Origin of the sequence: Neorhizobium fuzhouense, assembly GCF_042611105.1 — a bacterium.
Classification (GTDB): Bacteria; Pseudomonadota; Alphaproteobacteria; order Rhizobiales; family Rhizobiaceae; genus Neorhizobium; species Neorhizobium galegae_A.
Genome location: NZ_JBHFFP010000028.1, coordinates 1 through 14061 on the forward strand (window position 1 = coordinate 1; position 14061 = coordinate 14061).

The following is a 14061-nucleotide window of genomic DNA, read 5'->3' on the forward strand; positions in this document are numbered from 1 at the left end:
CGCGGGGTGGAGCAGCCCGGTAGCTCGTCAGGCTCATAACCTGAAGGCCGCAGGTTCAAATCCTGCCCCCGCAACCACTGACATTTGTAAGCTCGACCATTCCACATATTTGCTCTTGAGCTCCTCGCCATACTGGTAGAGGAGCTTTTTGCGTTTGGCATCCGTGTCAATCTCCCCAGACGCAATCCGGCTCAGGAGATCGTTTTGGGCGGCGGCCACGAACTGCCGCTGCATCACGTCGATCACATCCATCAACGCCATGATCGTCGCGATGTCGCCGTGCACTTGCAGGCTGGCCGGCTGATGGCCGGGTGTCTTGCCGATGACGACAGTCTGGATGAGGTCACGCACAATCGGCATCAGCCGGCGCTTGACGTGCTCATCGGCATTGTTGCGAGGCGGGAAGATCAGAGGGAAGCAAGCTTCTCGTACATATCTTTGAACTCACCCGCCCTTACCCGGCGGTCAGAGCAAGGATGGCAAGCTCGCGGGGCGCCTTGGCTGGCGTCATGCATCATGTGGATTCCCTGCCCCGGGAACGCCCCGAAGAGATCCTTGATGGTGCCACGGCTTGCATCGATGCTCCGTGCCGCCTCCATGATGATCCGGCTATAGTCACGACCCATTCGAGCAAAGGACAAGTCCAGCATAACACCGAAGCCTGTGTCTATCCTCAAGACCTGCCCTCAAGCGGCGCGGCGGGTTGTTTCTTCGCCCATGCGGAACTGCTGGAGAAGTTCTGACAAGGTGGCGGCTTCCTGCGCAAGGCCTGCTCCGGCCGCGTTCATCTCCTCGACCATCGCCGCGTTCTGTTGTGTCGCCTGGTCCATATGGTTCACGGCTGTGTTGACCTCCGAAAGCCCGCTCGACTGTTCCTGCGCAGCCGTTGCAATTGCGTCCATGTGCTGGTTGATCAGCTGGACGAGGCCAGCAATCTCATGGAGGCCGGAGCCGGTGTCATTCACCAGCTTGACACCCTCCGATACGGCCGTTTCCGAATTGCCGATCAGCGTCTTGATCTCCTTTGCTGCAGACGCGGAACGCTGGGCAAGCTCGCGCACTTCCTGAGCCACGACGGCAAAGCCTTTCCCCGCCTCACCGGCACGCGCGGCCTCAACACCTGCATTCAGCGCGAGAAGGTTGGTCTGGAAGGCGATCTCGTCGATGACACCGATGATCTGGCTGATTTGGCGTGAGGCATCCTCGATGCGGCTCATCGCCGTCACGCAATTGCCAACCACGACCCCCGAGCGCTCGGCACGACCGCTGGCATCGCGCACGATGGTGCGGGCTTCGCTCGCCCGCTGCGAGGTGTTGCGGACATTGGCGGTGATTTCCTCCAGCGCCGCTGCCGTCTCTTCCAGAGAGGCGGCCTGCTGCTCTGTCCGTCGCGCCAGGTCGTCGGACGCATGTGAAATTTCAGAAGAACCGCTGGTGACGGCACGGCCGGCATTGCCAACACTCACCAGAACGCCGCGCAGCTGACGGACCGAAGCATTGAAGTCGTGACGCAAGGCCTCGAACTGCGGGGCGAACTGATCGTTGATTTCGCACAGCATGTCGCCTGCCGCCAGACGCTTCAGCCCACCTGCAAGAGCGCCGGTTGCCCGGTTCAGCCGCTCTTCGGCTTCGGCCTCGGCAAGCCGCTGCACTTCGACGCGTTCAAGCTCGGACCGTTTGCGGTTCTCATCGGCTTCTGTCTCAAGCTGCGCATTGCGTATGGCCGCCTGTCGGAACACCTCCACAGACTGGGCCATTGCACCAATTTCATCCTGTCGGCTGGTGAACGGGATCTGCGACTGCGTATCTCCCTCAGCAAGAGCGCCCATGGAACGGGTCAGGATACCGATCGGCATGGCCACGCGCCGGGCCACGACCATCATGCCGGCAATGGTCACCGCGACGGCTCCCAGGAGCAGGAGCCCATAGGCGATGACGCTGGCGAGTGCTGCGTCTGCCAAGGCGTTCGCCTTGTCATCCATGATCTTCATGGCGCCGACGACGACATCTGCGATCGCCGCCTGCGACTTGGAGCTCGGGGTGAGCCAGTCATCGAGCGCGACACCAACCGGTTCGCGCGCGACGACCTTGGCGAACATGGAATCGCGCATTTCGGCGACAGGTCCGGTGAAATAGCCCACCTCTGCCTTTTCGAGCAATTGCTTCAACTCGGCGGACACCGTCGGGTGATTGATCAAGGTCCGCACCTGCAGCCAGCTGGCATTCACCTTGGCGTCCTGAGCAACGAGTTGAACGATGTCCGCAGTCGAAAGCGCAGCTCCCGCGGCCGCAGCCTTGTTGATAACAATATTCTCAGCGCCCGCCCCCGAACGGGCCGCCCAGGAGTTTGCCCGGATCTGCAAAAGGTCGGTCAGGCCGTTGTCGAGAACGCGGATAGCCGCTTCCGTCATGTTCGCATTGGATTCAAGATCGGTCAGAACGGTATCGCCAAACGACATCTGCTTCGTGTTGACGTCCTTGTTCCGTTTCTCCAGCGGCAGCGCGAGCTGCGCATCGATCTGCGGGCGCATCGAAACGATGGTGTCGTAGTTTCCCTTGACCTTCGTGAGCATGCTCGAGAATTCGGAACGATCTGCCAGTAGAACGGCCTGTTCGATCGCCTTCATGGCGGCATCGACCTTTTGACGATCGACGGGAATGGCCGCCAGTGTCGAGCCGGCCTTTTCTGGCGTGGTGATCATGGCCGTGTTGGTATGACCTCGTTCAAGCCGGTAGTTCAACAGGAAATCGAACAGCGACTTGTCAACGGCCGTCAAGGCCGCGACCTTGGTGAAGGTGTTGTAGGTGGAGTAGGACGTCAAAAGCGATTTTGAAACCACAGCGCCCAAGGCGAGGCTGATCACGAGGAAGACGGACACGAGGACGTTTCTGATAGAAAACATGATAAGCCCAACCGATGAATGTTAGGCCCATTCCGTCACATTTGAGTAAAGCCCTACTAACTGGTGCACTACAAGAAATCGGGGGTGTTTATTTTAAAACGTTCCTTGAGTAATGCGACACAGATTCACAATGAGACTTGGCCACCTCAGGCGAGTTTGGGTGATCCGGGCTGATGGGACCCTGAACACCCTACCTTCCGTCATATGCCACCAGGGGCAGTCCAGAGAACGCGTGGCCCCTCGCTATCAAAGTGCGCCATTCGTCGAACCGCCTTGCGTCGTCACGAAATTTGCCGGAGGTGGGCGTGTTGCGAGGAAGGCCGTGCCTTCTGACAAAACAGCCTTCGCAAGCAGTTTACAACAATGCACGGCTGTGCAAATGTCCCCGCATCGCATTTCTGGATGACGCGGATGCTCGACGACAAGGTGGATTTCTGCAGGCAAATCATCATTCGCGCAGGCGAACTGGTGATGCAGGGCTTTGGACAGGTCCGCGCTGTGCAGATGAAGGGTCGCCAGGACTATCTGACCGAGTTCGACGGGCGCTGCGAAGCGTTCCTGCGCCAAGCCATTGCCGAAGCCTATCCGGACGATGGCTTCTTTGGCGAGGAGGGTGGTGGCAGTGACGCGGCGAAACTTTGGGTGGTCGATCCGATCGATGGCACCGCCAATTTTGCCCGCAACATCCCGCATTTCTGCATCGCGATTGCCTATGTCGAAAACGGGCGGGCTGAATTCGGTGCGATCTACAATCCGGTGCTGCGTGAACTTCACTTTGCCCGGCGCGGCCTCGGCGCGACGCTGAATGGCCAGCCCATTCGCGTCTCCAGCGTTGCGGCGGCGGAGGCAGCAACGGTGGAGCTTGGATGGTCGTCACGCATTGAAAAGCAGGACTATCTTGGCGTGATGGATGGTTTGCTTGCTTTCGGCTTCAACGTTCGCCGAGCAGGCTCCGGCGCACTCGGACTGGCTTACGTCGCGGACGGACGCAATGAAGCCTATGTTGAGCGCCACATGAATTCCTGGGATTGCATGGCTGGATTGCTGATGGTCGAAGAGGCAGGCGGGAGGGTCTGCTCTTTCGAAGGTGGCGAAAAGATCCTGTGCGGTGGTCCCGTGCTGGCAAGCGTGCCGGATCTTGCCGAGCCGATCAGTCATATCATGCGCATACCGCTTGCCGCGTCTCGGGAGGAGACGCGTTAAGGCACATTTTGCCCTGTCGGGGCAGTGTGTCATAAAACCGTTGCACAGCTGTGCAATGTTCATTGGTATTGGAGGGACCGATGGAAGGCTACCTGAATATATCGCACACCCGCGTGCGCTACGGTGAGAACGAGATCCTGAAGGGGATCGATCTCTCGGTGCGCAAGGGCGAATTCGTCGCCCTGCTTGGCTCGTCGGGGTGTGGCAAGACAACCTTGTTGCGCACCGTTGCGGGCTTCAACACACCCACCGAAGGCACGATTTCCATTGGCGGCCGCGACGTGACGCGCCAGCCGCCAGACAAGCGCGGCATGGCGCTGGTGTTTCAGTCCTACGCGCTCTGGCCCCATATGACGGTCGATCAGAATATCGGTTATGGTCTGAAATTGCGTCGCGTTGAGCGGGACGCGGCGCGCCAGCGCATCGACGAGATGAAGGCGCTTCTTGGACTGCAGGCCTTGGGGCACCGCAAGCCCGCCGAACTTTCCGGCGGCCAGCGCCAGCGCGTCGCCCTTGGCCGTGCACTTGCCATCAATCCGGACATCCTCCTGCTCGATGAACCGCTCTCCAATCTCGATGCGCGCATTCGCCTCACGGTTCGTCACGAAATCAGCGCCTTGCAGCGCCGGCTGGGCATTACCGCCGTGCACGTGACCCATGATCGAGAGGAAGCCATGGTCATGGCCGACCGCATCGTCATCATGAATGGCGGTGAGATCGCTCAGGCCGGCACCCCGCAGGAGGTCTACAATCGGCCGAACTCGGACTTTGTGGCGGCGTTCATGGGCGCCGAAAACATCGTCGAGATCGATATCGAGGTGTCCGGCAGCAGCATCGGCATCTCGGAGGGTCGCAACAACCGCAAAGCCGTGATCGACCGCGGTGATCGACCGCTTGTCTCAGGGCCTGCGATCGCTCGTTTCCGCAGCGAAACAGTGCGCATGACCGCGGCGGCGGACGCTGCATCTGGCGCGCAGCGGGATGGTCTTGTGCTGACCGGTCAGGTTGCGCAGGTGAGCTACCCCGGCGGGCTCTGGCGCCATGTCGTCCATCTTGGCGACACCAGCCTGATTGTGGACGCCGCCACCCGCTTTGAAGAGGGCGCGTCCGTCGACATCACGGTGCCCGACACGGCGCTCTACATCTTCCCGCGCTCGTAATTTCGCGTGGCCCGCTGGAGCCTTTGCGGGCTCCCGCAACACCCTTTCCATGCCTCGCATACGCTTCAACTGTCTGTAATCACCTCGAAAAGGACTGATGAGATGAAAACCCTTGCCTATTCTCTGCTCGCCCTCGGGCTGACAACCTCGCCGCTCATGGCTGAAGATCTGACCGTCATGACGGCTGGTGACCAGAACATGGTCGATTACATCAACGACTATCTGGGTCCGCTGTTTGAAAAGCAGAACCCGGGCGTCAAGGTTCGCGCCGTCGGCACCGGCCCCGGTGATGCCGGATCGCAGAAAATCCTGGAGCGCTTTGATGCGCAGGCTGGCGCCAATGTTGCCACCTGGGATGCCGATGTTGCCGTGGTGCATGAAAAGTTCGTCGGCCCCATGGTCGAGAAAAAGTATCTGGCGAAGTATCGCGACCAGATCGAGAGCGGCAAGCTGGTGACGCGCGAGAATGCCAAGATGGCGCTCGGCACCAATGTCGATGGCTATGTCATGCCGATGTTCAACAGCCAGACGGCGCTTGCCTACAACCCGGCGCTGGTTGCAACGCCGCCGAAGAGTTATGACGAGCTTGTTGCCTGGGCCAAGGCAAACCCCAAGCAGTTCGGCTATAACGGCATCAAGGGCGGCGCTTCCGGCGTGAGCTTCGTCATGGGCTGGATCTATGCCTTTGCCGGTGACGGCGACAAGCTGCAGCAGGGACCGTTCGAGGCAAGCGAAGCCGAAAAGTGGGCGCCTGCCTTTGCCAAGCTCAAGGACTTCACCACGAATGCCACGTTGACGCCCGGCAATGCCGGAACACTGGATATGCTGAGCCGCGGCGAAATCGCCATCGGCCCGGTCTGGGTGGACATGTTCTACAGCTGGAAGGCCACCGGCAAGCTGCCGCCGGACATGAAGCTGGTTCTTCCTGCCCCCGGCATGCCCGGTCAGCCGATGCATTACACCATTCCGGAAAAGGCGCCCCACAAGGATCTGGCCGAGAAGTTCGTCAACCTCGCCACCAGCCCGGAAGTCCAGGCCAAGGGCATCGTCGAGCGCTTCAACTGGTATCCGGGTATTGACGCGCAGCACGTTCAGGCCAAGCTCGACAAGGCCACCTGGGAAAAGCTGTTTACCGATATCGGCCCGGCGGATCTCGCCAAGAACGGCAAGGCCTTCCCGATCGCCCCCTACAACAAGGCGATCCTCGAAGCTTACGAGCGCCAGGTCGGCAACTGATCGAAGACCTGCCGGGCGGCGTGACAATCGCCGCCCGGCACGCTTGCTGCCAGAAATGGCAAACCTGATCGAAACACGAATTCGGTGAAAGCCATGCCGATCCCGCTTCTTGGACTTTTGCTGGTCATGCCAGCGCTGGTCATCGTGCTCATTCTCTTCATCGTGCCTCTGGTGAGTTCCATCACCGGGGCTTTTGCGGTGGACGGCCTGTTCGGCTTTGCCAATTTTCAAAAGGCATTCGAACTCTACAGCAGCGATATTGTCTTCACGATTGTGATCGTCAGCCTGTCTGCGGTGTTGATCGGGCTTCTCTCCATCGCGATTGGCGGATACCTGACGCTGGGCTCCAACCCGCGCGCCGTGGCGATCCTGCGTTGGCTCTACCGCTGGCCGCTTTTCGTGCCGTTCATCGTCGTCGGCCAGATTTTGAGAACCTTTCTCGCCAAGAACGGCTTGATGAACAGCCTTCTCATGCAGGCGGATATTCTGACACCCATGCAGACCACCAGCTTTCTCGATTGGCGCGGCATCGTGATTGCGTTCGTCTGGAAGCAGACGCCCTTTGTGACCTTGCTGCTGGCTGGCGCGATGGCCTCGCTCGACCGCTCGATGAGCGAGTCCGCTCGCAATCTGGGCGCAAGCCGTTTGCGCATCCTCATCGAAATCATCCTGCCGCAGGTGCTTCCCACCCTGCTCGTGGGTCTCATCCTGAGCTTTGTCACGATGATGTCGGTTCTCTCCGTACCACTGATGATCAATGCGCAATCCCCGACCATGATCACGGCCAGCATGGCCTTCCGCATCAACGCCTATGGCGATTACGGTGTCGCCAACGCACTGGGTGTCATCTCGCTCTTGACGACCAGCCTTGTGGGATGGGTCTATCTGCGCCAGACGATGAGGGAACATCGATGAAGACGACCATGATCGACCTCAAGTGGATACCCCGCGCGCTTGGCCTCGGGCTGCTCGCCTTCGCGATCTTCGGGCCATTGACCAATCTCGTGCTCTGGGCGGTGGCGGAGAAATGGTATTTTCCCCATGCGCTTCCCCTGCAATACGGCTTTTCCTATTGGGTGAGCGTCTTTTCCCCGCGCGGTAATGCCACGACCTCGCTGACGATGAGCGTCCTCATCGCCTGCCTTACCGTCATCTTCTCCATCGGACTTGCGGTCCCCGCAGGCTATGCGCTGGCGCGGCTGAAACTGCCCTTCCGCGGCGCCATCCTGCTCGTGCTTCTGATCCCGCAGGCCTTTCCGAACCTGCCGGTCTATGTGAACATCGCGCGTCTTTTCTATCAGTTGGGCCTGAACGGCACGGTCGTCGGCGTCGTCCTCGTCCATGTCACGCATGGTCTTGTCTATGCGGTATGGATCGCAACGGCTGCCTTTTCTGCGATCGACCGCGAGCTTGAGGAAGCGGCACGCTCCATGGGTGCCTCGGCGTTCAAAACCTTCTGCGATGTCACGCTGCCGATCGCCGCGCCGGGCCTACTGGCAAGCGCCATCTTCGTCTTTCTGGAATCGCTCGACGAATTTACCGGCACCTATTTCGTCGGCGCACCCGATATTTCCACCTTGCCGCTGCTGCTCTACACGGCAGGATCGGGTGGAAATTACCAGATCGCCTCGATCACCGCGCTCATCCTGCTGGTGCCGTCCATCGCCTTCATGATCGTCATTGAACGTTTTCTGAAGGCAGATGTGCTGTCCAAGGTGGGACGCTGATGCGGGAAAAAGAAGAGACGGACATCTCCGGCTTGCCACGCTATATCAGCGCGCATGAAGTGGCCGAACGCGCGGGCGTCTCCCGCTCCGCTGTCTCGCGCACCTTCACCCACGGCGCCAGCGTCTCTATGGCAACGCGCGAGAAAGTCATGCGTGCCGCTGAGGAGTTGGGTTATCAGGTCAACGATCTGGCGCGCGGACTTCTCGCCAACCGCAGCCAGTTGGTCGGCATGATCGCCTCCGATACGGAAACGCCCTTCCGCTCGCTGCAGATCTCGACGCTCTCGCGCCTGCTCATTGAAAGCGGTCGCGTGCCGGTTCTCATCACCACCGACAGCACGGCGAGCGGGCAGGCCTCTCACGCCAATCTGCTGCGCTACCGGGCCCAGGCGACGGTGGTTCTATCGGGCATGCCCTCGCGCGCCTTCATCGAACTTGCCCAGCGCAATGGACAGCCGCTCATTGCCGTCGGCCGCAATGAAGAAGGTCCTGACCACATCCGCGTCAACAACAAGCTGGCCGCAGCCACGGCCGTCCAGGTCTTTGCGGCGCGCGGAATGCAGCGCGTTGGCATGGTCACCTCGGCCGTGGGCAGCCCCAATCTTCTGGAGCGCGAGCAGACCTATGTCGAAGCCGCCCGCGCGGCAGGGCTTGAGGTCTTCGTGGAACGTGCCGAGCGCACGGATTACGAAGGTGGCAGCCTGGCGGCCTCACTGTTGCTGTCTCCCGCACGACGCGTTGAAGGCGTGTTCTGTGTCAACGACCTGATGGCGCTCGGGCTCATGGATTATGCCCGCAACATGCTGGGTTTGCGGCTTCCCGAAGACCTCTCGGTCATCGGTTTCGACGACATCCCGGAGGCCAGCTGGGGCGCCTACAGGCTGACGACCTTCCAGCAAAGCGCCGAAAAACAGGCCCGCGAAATCCTGCGTGTTCTCGATCTGCGGCTGGCAAATCCCTCCGCTCCGCCGATGGTGACGCAGCTGGATGTGCCGCTCATCATGCGCGACACGGTGCGGTCGATGACGCTGGACCGGACATCGCCCGCCCCATAAAGAACGAAAGACATCAAATCATGAGCGATTGGCATTCCATCTGGTTGCAACCGGCAGCCCCTGATCTCGAACGCCTTCAGGCAACGGTCCACCGGCTCGCCGAACAGCTCGGTACGCCGCGTTTCGCGCCGCATCTGACGCTCGTCGAGGACATGCAAAGAACAGCCCAGGATCTTGCCGGCGTTCTCGATGGACATTTTGCCGGAGAGACTGCCTTCTCGACCCCCGTCACCACCATCCACGGATTGCCGCAGTTCTTCCGCTCGCTCTATGCCGGCTTCGAACCGGCCGGTCGGCTCAAGCATCTGAAAGCCCGTGCAGTCGAGGCCTTCGGTACCGGCTCTGTCGACACTTTCATGCCGCATATCTCGCTCGCCTATGGCGTGACGGCCGAGCAGCGGGCAAGCGTATTTGCCGCCCTCGAACAGGAGTTTTCAGGCGAAACCATCCGCTTCGACGCCATTGCCGTGATCAGCTCGGCACAATCCGTGCCGATTGAAAACTGGAAGGTCGTTCACACGCTGAGGCTCGGCTAGAGCAACGCCAGCAAGGCAAGGCGCCGGCCTTGCGCCGATGCAGCCCGTGGCGGGAATGAGTTTGAACCCGTTAATGCCCTGTGGAGGGCAGGTTAGGCTGCTTTCCAGGCCAACATGGCGTCACCGGATTATTTCTTGTGAAAGGAGGACTGTGTGTAGAGCAGGTGCGCATCTTCTGATTGAGTGCGTTTTTTCTTAATTTACCGCGTGCATTTTCGATGGCGTAAGACAGGTTTGCTAGTGCTCTGGTGTGGGAGCTCTTGGATGAACATGATCAGCGCCAGATTGAAGTTGCAGGAATTCATCTCCGTCCGTTCGGACAATCCGGACCTGTTGAAAGCGCAGTACCGCGCCTTCACGCGCCAGATGCCGATGATGTATTTCATATTGCTATCGAGCACATGGGCGCTGGCGATCACGCATCTGAAACTGGCGCCGGTCTGGCTGACCGTCGGCATTCCCCTAGCGTTTACGATAGGGTGTGCGCTCCGAATTGCCTTCTGGTGGCGCACGCGCGGCCTCGATCCTGAGCCGCAGGTTGCCTATGCAGCGCTTCAGCGCACGAACCGCCTGGCAGTCGGCATTGCCACGGCATTTACGCTCTGGTCATTTTTGCTCATTCCCTACGGGGACGCCTACACGCAGTCACACGTCGCCTTCTATATGGCGATCACAGTGATTTCCTGCATCTTCTGTCTGATGCATGTCCGCTCGGCTGCTCTTACGGTGACGCTTATCGTCAACGGCGCTTTCATCATCTTTTTTCTGGCCTCGCAGCAGCCGACCTTCATTGCCATCGCCATCAACGTGTTCCTGGTTTGCGGTGGCATGATGTCGATCCTGTCGACCAATTACCGCAATTTCGAGCGCATGGTGGTTTCCCAACAGCGTACCGAGGCGCTCAGCAACGAGAACTTCTTGCTCGCCAATCAAGACAGTCTGACCGAACTGCCCAATCGGCGCGCGTTTTTCACCCATCTGGAAGCGGAACTGGAGAAAGCGAGGGCGGCGGGGACCCGGCTGGCCCTCGGCGTCATCGATCTTGATGGTTTCAAGCCGGTGAACGATCTCCATGGCCATTCCGTGGGTGATCGGCTGCTGGTCAGCGTCGGTCATCGACTGACCGCCAGCCTGAAGGCCAGCCGGGCTTTCAGGCTGGGCGGAGACGAGTTCGCCATCGTGGCCCCGGTCATCCCAGAGGATGCGCAACTCGTTGCAAACGCCAACGCCATTTCGGAACAACTGCGCGCACCTTACCATCTTGCCGAAGGTACGGTGCATGTTTCAGCATCGATGGGGATTGCGGTCTTTCCCACTCTTGCCTCAACGCTTGAGCAACTTTTCGACAGGGCGGATTACGCACTCTACCATGCCAAGAAGGCGCAGCGGGGTGGGGCTGTGCTGTTCGACGCAGAACACGAACAGCAGATCAATCTTGAAGCCCGAATTCAGCATCTGCTCAAGCAGACGGATATAGAAGACGAGCTTTCGGTCGTGTTCCAGCCCATCGTCGACATCCGCAGCGGACTTGTCCGAGGCTTTGAGGGATTGGCCCGCTGGCGCAACGGGGTGCTGGGCGAGGTGCCGCCCGACAGATTTTTTTCAATCGCAGAGCGAGCCGGTATCGTGAGCGCGCTGACCCGGCCACTTCTGAAGACAGCCCTTGCGTGCGCAACCGGTTGGGAGACCTCCCTGCGGCTATCCTTTAATCTGTCGGCTCATGATCTCAACTCGCAGGACGGCGTTTCCTCCGTAATCGCAATTATTAAGGACAGCGGTTTCGATCCGAGGCGGCTTGACCTGGAGATCACCGAAACGGCCTTCGCTCACGATTTCGGGCAGGTGAGACAATCGGTCGAGTTGCTGCGGCGGCTGGGCTGCGGCGTCTCTCTGGACGATTTCGGTACCGGCTATTCCAGCCTGACACGACTGCACGCTCTTCCTCTCACCAAGATCAAGATCGATCGCAGCTTCGTCACCGACTTACACCGAAAGCCTGCCAGCTATAAAATCGTCAAATCACTCCTCACGCTCAGCCGGGATATGGAACTGGAATGCGTTGTGGAAGGGGTCGAAACGCTTGAGGAACTGGCAGTCCTCAAGGCGCTTGGGGCTCGGCTGGTCCAAGGCTATATCTTCAGCGGCCCGATGAAAGCAGACGATATCGCTGATTTCCTGTCGGCGCATGCGAATTCCCAGACACAGCCGTCAAGCTTTGCTCTCTGCAGAGCTTAGCAACCTCGCCTGCTTGGATTCTGTGGACTAGCAACGCAGTTGCCTTACACATGAGGCTGACCACAAGCTCCGGCACGCAAAATTTTGCCTCCTGTATGTGTAAATTTAAACAATCTAATATGCTATGGTGGACTTGACGTTGTCTTTGTTCACAGGAAGTCGATATGCTCCCCGCCTATGGGAACCGCGCAAAGTGGGAACTGCTTGTCTGGCTTGCGGCCTTCTTAATCATCTACGGCCTTGCCCTTTGGTTTGACGGACATGAGGCCCTTGATGCGTTGTTTCGCTCGCATGAGGAATATGATCTTGACGAGGTCTTTACTGCACTGAATGTGGCAGGGTCGCTTGGCCTGATTTACTCAATCTTGCGTATCAAGGACATGTCGAAGGAAATTCAGCGGCGACTGGCTGCCGAAGAACATGTCGACTGGATCGCCTGTCACGACCCGCTGACGGAGTTGCCAAACAGGCGCTTTCTGGAGTCCGTCGTATCGCGCGGAAGTAGTCTTGCGGTCGGAGCTAAGTATGCGGTCTACAGCATCGATCTCGATGGCTTCAAGAAAATCAATGATCTCCTCGGGCATGAAAAAGGTGATCTTGCCCTTAAAGTCATTGCGCAACGCCTGCTCGGCCTCTTTGCGGACGACAAGGTGTTTCGCCTCGGCGGCGACGAATTTATCGTCGTCATCGAGCGGAACAACAATCCGGAACTGACCACCTTGGGCAGAAGGGTTGTCAGCGCCATCTGCAAGCCAATCCTGATTGAGGGAGCAAGCATCGAATTAGGCGCAAGCGTTGGTTTTGCGCGCGTGCCGGAAGACTGCGAGTCCTTAAGAGAAGCAATCCGCTATTCCGACAGCGCCATGTACGCGGCCAAGAAAGCCGGACGTAATTGTGTGCAGGGATTTCGCCCTGAGATGCAGGAGGAACTGGTCCGAAAGCTCCGGATGGAAGCCGATCTCAAGGTGGCCATGAAGCGAAATGAGATCCGTCCGTTTTATCAGCCGCTCGTCGACCTCAGGACGCGGGAAATTATTGGTTATGAGGCACTGGCGCGATGGGAGAGAGAGACCGGTGAGTTCGTTCCGCCGTCTGAGTTCATTCCCCTGGCAGAAAACGCGGGCCTTATCGTGCAACTGACGGACCAGTTGTTCCGCATCGCGTGCCGGGATGCCTTGGGCTGGCCGGCTCACACCATTCTGTCGTTCAATCTTTCTCCCCTCCAGCTGAATGATCGCTTGCTCAGGCTGCGGATCATCAAGGTCCTCGAAGAGGTTGGCTTGCCTGTGCACCGCCTGGAACTCGAGGTTACGGAAGGAGCACTCATCGCAGATCCGGAGACTGCACGGGATGTGCTGAATGAGCTGTCCCAGGAAGGGATCAAGATCGCCCTTGATGACTTCGGAACGGGTTTCTCAAGCCTCTCGCAACTCTCCAATTATCCCTTCGACAAGATAAAGATCGATAAGAGCTTCGTGGCAACGTTTGAAGAAAGCAACAAGCAGGGGAAGGTGGTCCGGGCGATCATTTCGCTTGGGAGTGGCCTTGGCGTGAAGATCACTGCCGAGGGAATAGAGGAGGAGGGCCAGCTTCGCCTGTTGCAGGATCTTGGCTGCGATATTGGCCAGGGGTTCCTCCTCGGCAGGCCTCAGCCCGTTGACCAGACAATCAAAGCCTCGCAAACCGGTGACCCTATGGCGGGCACCGCCCTTCGTCGAATTTGACAGCCTAAAGCTGCCTGAGATGCTCCTGCCTCAAGTGAGGATTTGGGAAGTTACAAAGGCGTCTACATGAACTGCTCCCCATTTCGGACGGGCAGTCGGCATAAGCAGAAAGGCTCTGATCTGAACCCTTCAAACTGGACCATTTTTGGCTAGAGTTTTCCGGTGCATTTTCCTGGCTGGGAAAGGAACGGAAGACGATGAAGGCTGAATAGCCCCGAGATTTGTAGACGCCTTCTTTCCTAATTTTGAGGCAGGAAGAGCATCATGAGCAAATCGAATTTC

10 protein-coding genes and 1 tRNA gene are annotated in these 14061 nt (G+C 59.0%); 10 read left to right on the plus strand and 1 reads right to left on the minus strand.

Going from position 1 to position 14061, the window contains the following annotated elements; all coding sequences use genetic code 11:
- Positions 1 to 77 (plus strand) — tRNA-Met (locus ACEXP3_RS24435).
- 609 nt (positions 78 to 686) lie between these two features.
- Here the strand turns inward: ACEXP3_RS24435 and ACEXP3_RS24440 are convergent.
- Positions 687 to 2903, minus strand: coding sequence for a methyl-accepting chemotaxis protein (locus ACEXP3_RS24440; RefSeq protein ID WP_377299778.1), 2217 nt, complete (start codon positions 2901 to 2903; stop codon positions 687 to 689).
- 411 nt (positions 2904 to 3314) lie between these two features.
- Here ACEXP3_RS24440 and ACEXP3_RS24445 point away from each other — a divergent pair, with 411 nt between their 5' ends.
- The 9 genes from ACEXP3_RS24445 (at position 3315) to ACEXP3_RS24485 (ending at position 13779) form a co-directional block, all read left to right on the plus strand.
- A complete protein-coding gene (locus tag ACEXP3_RS24445; protein WP_377299779.1) occupies positions 3315 to 4106 on the plus strand; it encodes an inositol monophosphatase family protein in 792 nt (263 codons plus the stop codon).
- 80 nt (positions 4107 to 4186) lie between these two features.
- Positions 4187 to 5266, plus strand: coding sequence for an ABC transporter ATP-binding protein (locus ACEXP3_RS24450; protein ID WP_377299780.1), 1080 nt, complete (start codon positions 4187 to 4189; stop codon positions 5264 to 5266).
- Between the two features lie 102 nt (positions 5267 to 5368).
- Complete coding sequence (locus ACEXP3_RS24455; protein ID WP_210104054.1) at positions 5369 to 6502, plus strand: ABC transporter substrate-binding protein; 1134 nt, start codon at positions 5369 to 5371, stop codon at positions 6500 to 6502.
- Positions 6503 to 6595: 93 nt separating this feature from the next.
- A complete protein-coding gene (locus tag ACEXP3_RS24460) occupies positions 6596 to 7417 on the plus strand; it encodes an ABC transporter permease (RefSeq protein ID WP_377299781.1) in 822 nt (273 codons plus the stop codon).
- Positions 7414 to 8229, plus strand: a complete 816-nt coding sequence (locus ACEXP3_RS24465) for an ABC transporter permease (RefSeq protein WP_210104052.1) — start codon at positions 7414 to 7416, stop codon at positions 8227 to 8229. The genes ACEXP3_RS24460 and ACEXP3_RS24465 overlap by 4 nt, the downstream gene beginning before the upstream one ends.
- Positions 8229 to 9284, plus strand: a complete 1056-nt coding sequence (locus ACEXP3_RS24470) for a LacI family DNA-binding transcriptional regulator (RefSeq protein ID WP_377299782.1) — start codon at positions 8229 to 8231, stop codon at positions 9282 to 9284. The genes ACEXP3_RS24465 and ACEXP3_RS24470 overlap by 1 nt, the downstream gene beginning before the upstream one ends.
- Positions 9285 to 9304: 20 nt before the next feature.
- On the plus strand, positions 9305 to 9820 hold the full coding sequence (locus ACEXP3_RS24475; protein WP_377299783.1) for a 2'-5' RNA ligase family protein: 516 nt from the start codon (positions 9305 to 9307) through the stop codon (positions 9818 to 9820).
- 264 nt (positions 9821 to 10084) lie between these two features.
- Positions 10085 to 12055: a putative bifunctional diguanylate cyclase/phosphodiesterase gene (locus ACEXP3_RS24480; protein ID WP_377299784.1), complete on the plus strand. Its 1971-nt coding sequence runs from the start codon at positions 10085 to 10087 to the stop codon at positions 12053 to 12055.
- A gap of 164 nt (positions 12056 to 12219) precedes the next feature.
- Complete coding sequence (locus ACEXP3_RS24485) at positions 12220 to 13779, plus strand: putative bifunctional diguanylate cyclase/phosphodiesterase (protein WP_377299785.1); 1560 nt, start codon at positions 12220 to 12222, stop codon at positions 13777 to 13779.
- The last annotated feature ends 282 nt before the right edge of the window (positions 13780 to 14061 follow it).

What these genes read in the sequence shown, in the direction of transcription:
- ACEXP3_RS24440 (WP_377299778.1), bottom strand. Translation starts at nt 2,903, where the DNA reads ATGTTTTCTATCAGAAACGTCCTCGTGTCCGTCTTCCTCGTGATCAGC.
- ACEXP3_RS24445 (WP_377299779.1), top strand. Translation starts at nt 3,315, where the DNA reads ATGCTCGACGACAAGGTGGATTTCTGCAGGCAAATCATCATTCGCGCA.
- ACEXP3_RS24450 (WP_377299780.1), top strand. Translation starts at nt 4,187, where the DNA reads ATGGAAGGCTACCTGAATATATCGCACACCCGCGTGCGCTACGGTGAG.
- ACEXP3_RS24455 (WP_210104054.1), top strand. Translation starts at nt 5,369, where the DNA reads ATGAAAACCCTTGCCTATTCTCTGCTCGCCCTCGGGCTGACAACCTCG.
- ACEXP3_RS24460 (WP_377299781.1), top strand. Translation starts at nt 6,596, where the DNA reads ATGCCGATCCCGCTTCTTGGACTTTTGCTGGTCATGCCAGCGCTGGTC.
- ACEXP3_RS24465 (WP_210104052.1), top strand. Translation starts at nt 7,414, where the DNA reads ATGAAGACGACCATGATCGACCTCAAGTGGATACCCCGCGCGCTTGGC.
- ACEXP3_RS24470 (WP_377299782.1), top strand. Translation starts at nt 8,229, where the DNA reads ATGCGGGAAAAAGAAGAGACGGACATCTCCGGCTTGCCACGCTATATC.
- ACEXP3_RS24475 (WP_377299783.1), top strand. Translation starts at nt 9,305, where the DNA reads ATGAGCGATTGGCATTCCATCTGGTTGCAACCGGCAGCCCCTGATCTC.
- ACEXP3_RS24480 (WP_377299784.1), top strand. Translation starts at nt 10,085, where the DNA reads ATGAACATGATCAGCGCCAGATTGAAGTTGCAGGAATTCATCTCCGTC.
- ACEXP3_RS24485 (WP_377299785.1), top strand. Translation starts at nt 12,220, where the DNA reads ATGCTCCCCGCCTATGGGAACCGCGCAAAGTGGGAACTGCTTGTCTGG.